The sequence below is a fragment of the Pseudomonas sp. FSL W5-0203 genome, assembly GCF_001896155.1.
GTDB classification, from domain to species: domain Bacteria; phylum Pseudomonadota; class Gammaproteobacteria; order Pseudomonadales; family Pseudomonadaceae; genus Aquipseudomonas; species Aquipseudomonas paracarnis.
Map to the genome: position 1 here is coordinate 1 of NZ_MPOR01000078.1, position 6,849 is coordinate 6,849.

The following is a 6,849-nucleotide window of genomic DNA, read 5'->3' on the forward strand; positions in this document are numbered from 1 at the left end:
GGGCGGCTAAACCGGCATCCCTGCCGGTTTACCCCCCAAATCCCTGTCGAATTCCGGCCAGCGTGGTTTAACGGGGCGCTTGAGATCAAAAGCAGATCAAGATCAAGAGCGGCTCGCTTCGCATCGTGGTTACCGTTGGCTGCTACAACCTACAAAATTGTGTAGATACCTATGCCTATCGCAGTTCAAGCCAGCTCCCACATTGGATAGTTGTAGGAGCGAGCTTGCTCGCGAAAAACGCACAGGCGCCGCGTCTATTCAGGCAGCGCGCGTTATCGTTGACGTTTTTCGCGAGCAAGCTCGCTCCTACTCAGTCTGCGCCTGCCGTAGTGACTGCGCCAGCGTATCCAGGGCGATGTCCAGGTTGGGATGGCCGCTGAAGGTATGGCTCAAGCGCATATGCTGGTGATGTAAACCACTGAGACTGAAGAGCTCGCCGGGGGCAATCACCACCTGCTGGGCGAGCATGCGCTGGAATACCAGGCGCATGTCCACCGGCGCCATGGACTGCAACCAGAAACTCGCCCCGGCCACGGGCATGCGGTAGTGCACACGCCCTTGCATACGCGCATCCAAGCGGTGACTCATGGCGTGCGCCTGCTCATGGAGGCGCTGGCGCAACGTCTGCAGGTGCTGGTCGAACCGACCGCTTTCGTACAGCCGGGCAATGGCGCGTTGTCGGATAGCGGACAGTCGAAACGAACGCAGTAAGAATTGGCGCTGCAATTCACTGCTCATCTGCTGCGCCAGCAGGTAACCAAAGGGCGCCTCCGGGCCCAACACCTTTTCGAACGAAGAAAACACAATCAGCCGCTCTGGGTTGACCAGGCCGCGCAAGGCCGATCCGGGCGGCGCAAAGCTCAGGTCACCAAAGGTATCGTTCTCCAGCAACCAGCAGCCGTGCTGGTCGAGCAGACGCGCTACGTGCAGCCGCTCGGGCTCGGTCATGGCGTTACCCGAGGGCATGCTGACCACGGACGAGAGCAGCACCAAGTGCACCGGCTCATGGCGCAGCAGGTGCTCAAAAGTGGCCAAATCGGGGCGGCCGTCGGCGCGCCAAGGCCATTCAATGACCCGCACACCAGCGGCCTGTAGCAGGCGCAACACCAGGTAATCGCAGGGAGATTCAACCACCACCACGGTGCCTTTAAGGCCCAGGGCATCAATCAGGATGTCCAGTACGCCTTGAAGGTCGGCCCCCACATACACCTCATCCGCTTGCCAACAACGGGTGGGCGACGAGGTATAGCGTGCGGCCAAGGCGGCGCGCAACTCCCACACACCACAGGGTTGCGAAGGTTGCAGGTGATGGGGATACCGGCGTACCAGTTGACGTTCCAGCGCCAGCAAAGCGCCATCCAGCGACCCCAACAGCGCCGGTTCATCGCCACTGAGCACCACCATCGCCGGGCGCCGGGCGGCCGTGTACAAGCGCTCGAGCAAGTCTGTACCCGCCATAAGGGGCGCGTTTGCAGCCACGGGCCAGGCGAAGTAGCCGGACTTGGCCACCGAGTACACTCGTCCTTCCTTTTCCAGCAACGAATAGGCGTACTGAATCGTCGAGATCGACACATTCATGCGCGTCGATAACTGCCGCAGGGAAGGCAGTTTCACTGGCGTTTCCCGGCTGACTTCGTTGATCAGATTGATCATGTAGCGGTACACCGCCTGATAGGCAAAGTCTACTTGCCGCTCCCCCCGAAGGTTCATTGTTGATCACCGGCTTTGATTGGCGAATACACGCTGCTAACGCCCCGACACTTGGGCGATGCGCACCTTGGGCCGCGCCAGCGTTTGTTTGCATACCCGCATGCCGCGCCCTCCCAGCAGCGGGCGCTTACGATACAGGTGCTGCAACAGCGGCAGCGGCAGCCCACTGGTATCCACTAGCCACTGGTGCAGGATGTCCGCAGCGGGTTTGCCCTGTAGTGCCTTGTGCAGTTCAGGAAGTGCCACCAGCATGCCGGGATGGCATTGACGCAAGAAGCTCTCCAACCGTTCGCCATGTTGAACGAAGGGCGCAAACAACAGGCACGTCAACTGGCTGTCGTCCAGGCCGGAGAACTCCTGAATGTAGGCGGTGGACAGCAACTGCCCCTCTGGCCCTGACGCTTCTTTGATCAGCGCGACCGGTACTTGCCTGCGGTGCAGGAAGTCTGCCGCACGCCGAACAAACCCCGCGACGCCATGTTCGTAGGACAGCTCACGCAGACACTGGGCCTGCACGCCGTGCAAATGCGCCATGAGCAATGGGTTGGGATAGGCGGGATGGCTGAAATGGAACTCGAACGGGTCCCGTTTGTAGGCGAGGAACCCGGTGAGCAGTGGCGCATGGGCGACATCGGCGTCCTTGAGCAGATCAGCGATGCCGATATAGGCCAAATGACGATGCCCGCCCCGGCCCGGACTTTCGTTGCCGGCATAGTGCTCGCCATAGAGGTCGCGGTAGCACCCCACGCTCCATTCCTCCATGCGTGCAAACCACCCATTGAGCGACGATGGCTTGCCGGGCGCAAATGCAAGGCCGGTCGCCAGCGCATTTTTTTTCAGCCACGCGATGTATTGGCTTTGCTTGCGCACTGAATCACCGCTGACCAGGGCATGCACGCCGCCGTTCCAGGTAGCGACCCGCTGGTAGAAATCGCCCAGGGCCAGGAGCGTGTCATCGCACAGGGCGGCGCGGATATCGCCGGACGTCAGGTGCCCGATCATCAGTTTGTTACGCTGGCTGATTTCCCGAGCGGCACTGGACGCCGGGCGCTGATGGTTGAACGGCAGCACCTCATGGTTTTCCACCATCAACAGCTCTACCCGTGGGTCGTCATGGAAGAACAGCGCTGCGTAGCCTTGATTCAGGCAGTCGAGCGTTGCTTGAGTCATACCCGCATGCCGCAATGTTGCCACCCGTATCTGAAAAGTCTTGGGCGAGCGGCCGGCAATGGTCAGTTGCGCCGCACGCAGCAACGCGAGGGCGTAGCTGCTCACTTCGCCGCCACCGTGGGCGATCAGTACTTTGTAATTGCCCACTTGTTCCATGCCGCCTGCGGCCACCACGATGCGTTGAACGAGCAATTGAAGTGACGTTCGTTCGGCACGCGTAAAGTGCCCGATTAAACGTTGCAGAACTTGCTGGTAAACATAGCTCATGGCTTGTTCATGAATAGTGCTCATCATTCTACTACCCGAGTTGAAATATCAGTTTCAAGCAACTACCAAACAGCGTTGCTCGACTTATTACATCTGTAGGCTTGTCATCCAGTGCGCAGCACAAGTTTGAGTCAACATTAGCACCTTGCAACAAAAACGCAGGTGAGAGCATTGAGGGGGCCTATGGCCGCCCCGCCGGAGAATCCAGCGCATGCGCGGGCTCTAGCGAAATAGCTATTAGCCTTAGGAATGTTCCGACAACGTCCTACACTGTTTTAACTAAGCAATTAGAGAATTGTCCGACAAATATTAATCACCTGCGCACCTTGGGTACGCGTAAAGCAAAAGGGTATTCGTTTTGCACTTGCCGGGAAAAACAATCCGAGCCTCGTTAGTTCTGAAGGTGCGTGACGCAACTGCCGTGTAATCCATCATGGCTCAATCCTTGAGATAACAATGAAGACTCAATTATCGGCACTCAAATAATGATTAACAGATACAGAACAGCGTCAAAAAGCAGCTCAGATGAGCTGCCTGCCCAACTTAAATGACGCCCACACACAAGCGCCGCACTGGATTTCAGGGCGGCGCAAGGCAATAACAGTATTGTTTACGGGGCAGAACGCCCCTGCGGCGGCTCAACCCCGGTGCGGGTTAAGCCCTGTCAAATGGCGCATTTGCCTCATCAGCTCAGGCGCCAGCGTATTCATTTGCGAATACTCCTACAGCTCAAACAGCTTCAACCTGCAACGCCACCCGTTCGCGGCACGGGCATTCGTCCATGTATCGGTGCGCTTCGACGAACTGACTGAATGGAAATACCGTAGTCTTCAGTGGGACAAGCACCCGGTCGGCTGTCAGCTGGTTGATATCGCGCAACGCGCGCTGCAACGCCACGTGATCCTGGATAATGCCCAACTCCGGCTTGCCGGTGAAGTTGCCGATACAGTGCACAAAGAACTGAATGTTCTTCTGGAACGCCGCACAGGCCGGGAATGGCGTCTGGTTGCCACCTTGCAGGCCATACAGCACCAGGCTGCCGCGCGGCGCCAGGACGTCCCCGAGCAGCGACATCTGCGGGCCACCCAGGCCATCGAACACTACGTCGACGCCCCGGTTGTCGGTGAACTTGTTGATCTGCATCAGCAGGTCTTGTTCTTCGGTCACGATGACTTTTTCTGCCCCGAGGGACAGCAGGTATTCACGTTCAGTACTGTCTTTGGTGGCGGCAATCACCCGCACACCCAGGGCCTTGCCCAACTGCACAAACGAAGGGCCGGCACAGTGGCTGGCATCGGTCACCAAAGCGAACTGGCCGGGTTTGACCCGCGCCAGGTCCATGTAGGCAAAGTACGCAATCAGCAGTGGCGTGTAGTGCACGCTCGCTTCAATCGGACTCAAGACATCCGGATAACGGGTCAGGGCCGAACGGGGCAAGACGATCTGCTCGCCATACACCGGGTAATCATTGGGGCTCTCGGCCGGAAAACTGGCCACTTTATCGCCCACCGCCAGGTCATCCACGCCGTCGCCGAGGGCAACCACAACCCCGGCCATCTCATGGCCCAGGCCAGAAGGCAGGCGTGCATGGGAAGACGCCAGGTTCTGGCGCCACAGAATGTCGTACCAACTGATGCCGATCGCATCGACACGCACCTGCACTTCGCCCGGTGCGGGCTGCGCGGCCGCATGCTCTTCGCATTTGAGCACCTCGGCCGGACCAAACTTGTGAAAACGGATCGTGCGGGACATCGCAAACCTCGTCAAAGTAACCTCTAATGCCATGAACTTTATCTGGGCTTTGGGGGTAAGACCACCGGTCACCATTAATAGTCGACATGCCTGTCATTGATTCCGCGAAGGAGGAACACCCCTCAACTATCGTAGGAAAAATCAATTAGCCGGTGCAGAGTACCAGCCTTTCCCCGTAAGATTCATGCCGGTCATCCCTCTGAATCGAACCTCAGGGGTTGCTACGTGACCGCTCACATCAAGTTTGCTGACTCTTCCAGGACACAAGATGAACCGTAACGACCTGCGTCGTGTCGACCTTAACCTCTTGATCGTATTCGAAACCTTGATGCATGAGCGCAGTGTGACCCGCGCCGCCGAGAAATTGTTCCTCGGCCAGCCGGCCATCAGCGCAGCGTTGTCACGCCTGCGCGGGTTGTTCGATGACCCCCTGTTCGTGCGCACCGGGCGCAGCATGGAACCCTCGGCCCGCGCCGTGGAAATCTTCGCCCTGCTCTCCCCGGCCCTGGACTCGATCTCCACCGCCGTCAGCCGCGCCGCCGAATTCGACCCGGCCACCAGCACCGCCGTGTTTCGCATTGGCCTGTCCGACGACGTGGAATTCGCCCTGCTCCCGCAACTGCTCAAACGCCTGCGTTCCGAAGCCCCCGGCATCGTGCTGGTGGTACGCCGCGTCAACTACATCCTGATGCCCGGCCTGCTCGCCTCCGGCGAAATCTCCATCGGCGTCAGCTACACCGCCGACCTGCCCGCCAACGCCAAACGCAAGGTACTGCGCCGCAGCCTGCCCAAACTGCTGCGCGCCGACAGCGTACCGGGCTCGCTGAGCCTGGATGACTTCTGCTCACGGCCCCACGCGCTGGTGTCCTTTGCCGGCGACTTGAGCGGGTTTATCGATGAAGAGCTGGAAAAACTCGGCCGCAAGCGCCACGTTGTGCTCGCGGTGCCGCAGTTCAATGGCTTGGGTACCTTGCTGGCAGGTACGGACATTCTGGCCACCGTGCCGGATTATGCAGCGGAAGCGCTGACCTCGGCGGGTGGGTTGCGTGCCGAAGACCCGCCGTTGCCGGTGCGCTCGTTTGAGCTGCATATGGCGTGGCGGGGTTCGCAGGATAATGACCCGGGGGAGCGGTGGTTGAGGTCGCGGATTCAGATGTTTTTTGGCGACCCTGACAGTCTTTAGGCGTCGTCTGGCAGGCTGTTCGGCTGATCATTTCTACCTTTCCACAAACCATGGAGTTCCATTCACTTCCAGTGGATTGCTACATTGGGGGCAAATCTGAGGGCATGCTTTGGATGGTTTGAAAAGGATGCCCCCAGCCTGATTTCCAACAGTCGCCCTCCTCAAAAACTCACCCGCGGCTGTTCCCAAACACCACGTAGTAAAGGGTAGTCAAGGTAGGCCGGTAAGGTGCCATCCCTCTACCCAAATGCGTGAGCAACCGAGTGTCCTACTGCGCAATAAATCTCAGGTGTAGATCGCCAAGCTGAATTCAGACCTCACGTCGTCGCTTTTCAAGACGCTTCCAAAAAGTCGGCAGCTCACTCCTAGGATGCAGAAGGCTTGACCAGACCTCTAGCAGACGTGGCACTGCAATCCTTCGTACATCGACCACCAAGCCAGCCTCAAGTAGCCTTTCACGGTTTGCAAAGAGCTCTTGGCCTAGATCGTTTTCAAGCTCTATTTGCGTGAACGTGACATCGAAGAAGCGTTCGTGCGTGTCTTGAAACTTGTCCTTGTAACGAACCCTCACCAGAAGCACTAGATTATCATTCAATGCTTGGGTTCCGGGCATAGCATTGGCACGTGCGAAACGCTTCACCACGTCGTCCATGCCACCTGGCACTTCATCAATGTAAAGGAAAGATTGTGAACTATGGACATAGCCACAGAGCAGTCATGGTCTGCTGTTGACTCTGATCTCTGATGTCCATACTTCACCTCCATTT

Annotated in this window: 5 protein-coding genes; 1 reads left to right on the forward strand and 4 read right to left on the reverse strand. The window is 58.2% G+C overall.

Translation table 11 applies throughout. The annotated features are described in order from the left end of the window. Positions 1 to 306 precede the first annotated feature (306 nt). From BOP96_RS28865 to BOP96_RS28875, 3 genes are all read right to left on the reverse strand, one after another. Entirely contained in the window at positions 307 to 1,710 is a 1,404-nt protein-coding gene (locus BOP96_RS28865) for an aminotransferase-like domain-containing protein (RefSeq protein ID WP_014718391.1), read from the reverse strand. Positions 1,711 to 1,746: 36 nt separating this feature from the next. Beyond that, positions 1,747 to 3,171: a hypothetical protein gene (locus BOP96_RS28870; RefSeq protein ID WP_175563022.1), complete on the reverse strand. Its 1,425-nt coding sequence runs from the start codon at positions 3,169 to 3,171 to the stop codon at positions 1,747 to 1,749. 705 nt (positions 3,172 to 3,876) lie between these two features. Further along, positions 3,877 to 4,899, reverse strand: coding sequence for a zinc-dependent alcohol dehydrogenase family protein (locus BOP96_RS28875; protein ID WP_073454699.1), 1,023 nt, complete (start codon positions 4,897 to 4,899; stop codon positions 3,877 to 3,879). Positions 4,900 to 5,167: 268 nt separating this feature from the next. On the opposite strand from BOP96_RS28875, the gene BOP96_RS28880 reads away from it, so the two are divergent. Then, positions 5,168 to 6,082: a LysR family transcriptional regulator gene (locus BOP96_RS28880; protein ID WP_014718389.1), complete on the forward strand. Its 915-nt coding sequence runs from the start codon at positions 5,168 to 5,170 to the stop codon at positions 6,080 to 6,082. Positions 6,083 to 6,392: 310 nt separating this feature from the next. Here BOP96_RS28880 and BOP96_RS28885 read toward each other — a convergent pair whose 3' ends face one another. Then, the gene (locus BOP96_RS28885) at positions 6,393 to 6,734 is read right to left on the reverse strand and encodes a hypothetical protein (protein WP_073454700.1); all 342 of its coding nucleotides are present in this window, start codon (positions 6,732 to 6,734) and stop codon (positions 6,393 to 6,395) included. Positions 6,735 to 6,849 lie beyond the last annotated feature (115 nt).

Excerpts from the sequence above, each read along its gene's own strand:
- BOP96_RS28875 (WP_073454699.1), bottom strand. The coding sequence starts at position 4,899 with ATGTCCCGCACGATCCGTTTTCACAAGTTTGGTCCGGCCGAGGTGCTC.
- BOP96_RS28870 (WP_175563022.1), bottom strand. The coding sequence starts at position 3,171 with ATGAGCACTATTCATGAACAAGCCATGAGCTATGTTTACCAGCAAGTT.
- BOP96_RS28865 (WP_014718391.1), bottom strand. The coding sequence starts at position 1,710 with ATGAACCTTCGGGGGGAGCGGCAAGTAGACTTTGCCTATCAGGCGGTG.
- BOP96_RS28885 (WP_073454700.1), bottom strand. The coding sequence starts at position 6,734 with ATGGACGACGTGGTGAAGCGTTTCGCACGTGCCAATGCTATGCCCGGA.
- BOP96_RS28880 (WP_014718389.1), top strand. The coding sequence starts at position 5,168 with ATGAACCGTAACGACCTGCGTCGTGTCGACCTTAACCTCTTGATCGTA.